Source organism: Paenibacillus sp. AR247 (genome assembly GCF_002968895.1).
GTDB lineage: Bacteria > Bacillota > Bacilli > Paenibacillales > Paenibacillaceae > Paenibacillus_AQ > Paenibacillus_AQ favisporus.
Genome location: NZ_PCZT01000006.1, coordinates 431,893 through 434,688 on the forward strand (window position 1 = coordinate 431,893; position 2,796 = coordinate 434,688).

General features: G+C 53.8%; 3 protein-coding genes. 2 read left to right on the forward strand and 1 reads right to left on the reverse strand.

Annotated elements, in window-relative coordinates; translation table 11 throughout:
* On the forward strand, nt 1-581 hold a 581-nt coding region (locus CPT76_RS07050), incomplete at its 5' end, for a Gfo/Idh/MocA family protein (protein WP_146116179.1).
* Nucleotides 578-1,435, forward strand: coding sequence for a sugar phosphate isomerase/epimerase family protein (locus tag CPT76_RS07055; protein ID WP_105442370.1), 858 nt, complete (start codon nt 578-580; stop codon nt 1,433-1,435). The genes CPT76_RS07050 and CPT76_RS07055, both read left to right, overlap by 4 nt.
* 25 nt (nt 1,436-1,460) lie before the next feature.
* Here CPT76_RS07055 and CPT76_RS07060 read toward each other — a convergent pair whose 3' ends face one another.
* The gene (locus CPT76_RS07060) at nt 1,461-2,675 is read right to left on the reverse strand and encodes a COG1361 family protein (protein ID WP_105442371.1); all 1,215 of its coding nucleotides are present in this window, start codon (nt 2,673-2,675) and stop codon (nt 1,461-1,463) included.
* Nucleotides 2,676-2,796: the final 121 nt, after the last annotated feature.

Below are 2,796 nucleotides of genomic sequence, written 5' to 3' on the forward strand. Positions count from 1 at the left end.
CGGGCGGCTGGTTCGCCGACAAGGAGCGCTCCGGCGGCGGGCCGCTGATCGATATCGGCGTGCACGCGATCGACCTGTGCTGGTATATGATGGGCAAGCCGAAAGTGAAATCGGTGTCCGGCAACGTATACCACAAGCTGGGCAACCGCAGCCATGTGAAGAACTATTCTTTTTACAAAGCGGCCGACTATGACGCCAGCAAAAACACCGTAGAAGATATGGCGAACGCCTTGATCCGTTTTGAGAACGGAGCGTCGCTGCTCGTGGACGTAAGCTTTTCCCTGCATGCAAAGCAGGATGAAGCGGCGATCAAGCTTTTTGGTACGAACGGCGGCTTCGAAATCGATCCGGCTCTGGTTATCGTCACAGAGAAAAACGATACGATCCTGAACATTGAGCCGCAGGTGGACCATAAAGGCTTTAACTTTGCCGCCGCGTTCCAGAACGAAATCAATCATTTTATCGAAAATATTAAAAACGGCACGGTGCCGATCGCCACGGTCGACGACGGCGTGGAAATGATGAAGATTCTGAACGGCATTTACGAATCCTCTGAGAAGGGAGTCGAAATTCAGCTATGAAAATCGGAGTAAGCACATACAGCCTGTACCGTCCGATTCAATCGGGTGAAATCACGGTTCTGGGCGCGATCGAGAAAATCGCCGAGATGGGCGGAGAACACGTGGAAATCGTTCCGATCGGATACACCTTGACCGGGAATCCGGAGCTGGTGGATCAGATCGTGGCCAAGGCGAAGGAAGTCGGAATCGACGTATCCAACTATGCGATCGGCGCTAACTTCGCTGTGGACACCGAGGAGGCTTACCGTAAGGAAATCGAGCGCGTCAAAGGTGAAGTGGACATCGCCGCACGCCTTGGCGTGAAGCTGATGCGCCATGACGTAGCCAGCCGCCAAGACACATCCATCAAACAGTTCAACCAGGAGGTTGGACGTCTGGCGGAGGCATGCCGCGAAATCGCCGATTATGCGGCGCAGTATGGCATTACGACAAGCGTGGAAAACCACGGCTATTATATCCAGGCAAGCGACCGGGTACAGACGCTGGTTCAAGCCGTGGAGCGGCCGAACTTCCGGACGACGCTGGACGTGGGCAATTTTATGTGCGTGGACGAAGATCCGGTGGCCGCCGTCAAGAACAACATTCCTTATGCTTCCATGGTGCACATCAAGGACTTTTATCTGCGGCCAGCCGCCCTTAATCCGGGTGACGGATGGTTCCGCACGGCCAGCGGGAATTTCCTGAGAGGCGCCATTGCGGGGCACGGAGACATCAACCTGCGCGAATCGATTCGGATCATCAAGGAATCCGGATTTGACGGGTATTTCTCGATCGAGTTTGAAGGAATGGAAGACAGCTTTCAGGGGACAAAAATCGGCCTGGAAAACGTCAAACGCTTCTGGAACGAGGTATAGGCCGGGAATCAAAGCAGCCAATCTTTTAAAAGATGAGGTGCGGCTGGCGGACGATCCGGCCGTCGGGCAGGTGGAAGGCGTAAGATACGGTTGCTTCGTTTGGTACGCGCAGCGGGGCTGCAGACGGTATAAACGGGTCAACGCTTGCTTCATAAGTGATGCTTACTTGCTGCCCCGGAGAAAGGGTCCCCAGGAAGAGCCCATCCATCAATGGTGATCCTTCCAAGTATTGACCATTTAGCCGGACGCTGCCCGGAACGAGGGATAATTCCTGGGGAAACGCATCCTGCAGCGTTGCATCTACCGCTTGGCTGCTCGTATTTTGCACCGTACATTCGTAACCGATCATACAGCCGATGGTTGCCCGGTTTCTGTTTGACTTCTTGCTGAGACTGACGTCAGGGTCGATCACGTTCACTTGAAGCTCATTGGCCATGGCCTTATACTCCATCCCATCAATGTAATACTTCAAGCAGCTTTGGATGACCAAGGAATCGGTGTCCACCATCCCGACTCTTAAGCTGGCCCTGATACGGATGGAAGCGCCGGGAGCGATCGTCCCGATCGGAATTCCATTTTCGGGCTGCACGTCCGGGTACAGGACGTCATTGATGACGACACTGCCCTGTACAAATGTTAATCCCGGTGGGAGCGTAATAAAGATCACCGCTTTGGATAGCGGTACACTCCCTTGATTCGTCACCAGAAGTTCGTAGAACAGTATATCTCCGATAAACGTTTGGAAGGTGCTGACGTCGGCGATTAGCGATACGGAAGAAGGTAGCACGGACAGCGTCACCGGGTTGGAGGCGATGGAGCCGCGTACCGTTCTTCCCCCGAGAGATTGGAACGAGTACTCAGCACGTCCTTCATTGGTGATTTGCAGCGATGGGGGGATCGCCACCACGATCGCCTGAAACACAACATACACCGAAGCATCAGGCCCCAGCATGCCGAGATCGATACCTGAACCGGGTTGAGCCCCCGGGACGGGGGCGCCGTTCTTCAAGACACTATTCGGAATAAACGACAAACCGGCTGGCAGCGGATCGTACAAGATCAAGCCGGCTTCGCGATTGCCATCATTGCGTATTGAAAAGCTGTAGGTCACCATTTGATTCAGCGAAACGACGCTATTTTGGACAAACTTGCTGAACTTCAGCAATGGGCCGATCCATGGCGTATCGACGGTATTGGAGTAGGCTACCGACTCGGCTCCACCAACGCTAAAGCGGACCATGGTTTGATTTTTTTAAAATAAAATCAGATGTCAGCCCGGACTTCATAGAGTCGTCACCTGTACCTGGAACGTCACGATTACGGTGTCTCCAGCCCCGATGATGCCGACTGTAATGCCTGTA

What these genes read in the sequence shown, in the direction of transcription:
- CPT76_RS07055 (WP_105442370.1), top strand. Translation starts at nt 578, where the DNA reads ATGAAAATCGGAGTAAGCACATACAGCCTGTACCGTCCGATTCAATCG.
- CPT76_RS07060 (WP_105442371.1), bottom strand. Translation starts at nt 2,675, where the DNA reads ATGGTCCGCTTTAGCGTTGGTGGAGCCGAGTCGGTAGCCTACTCCAAT.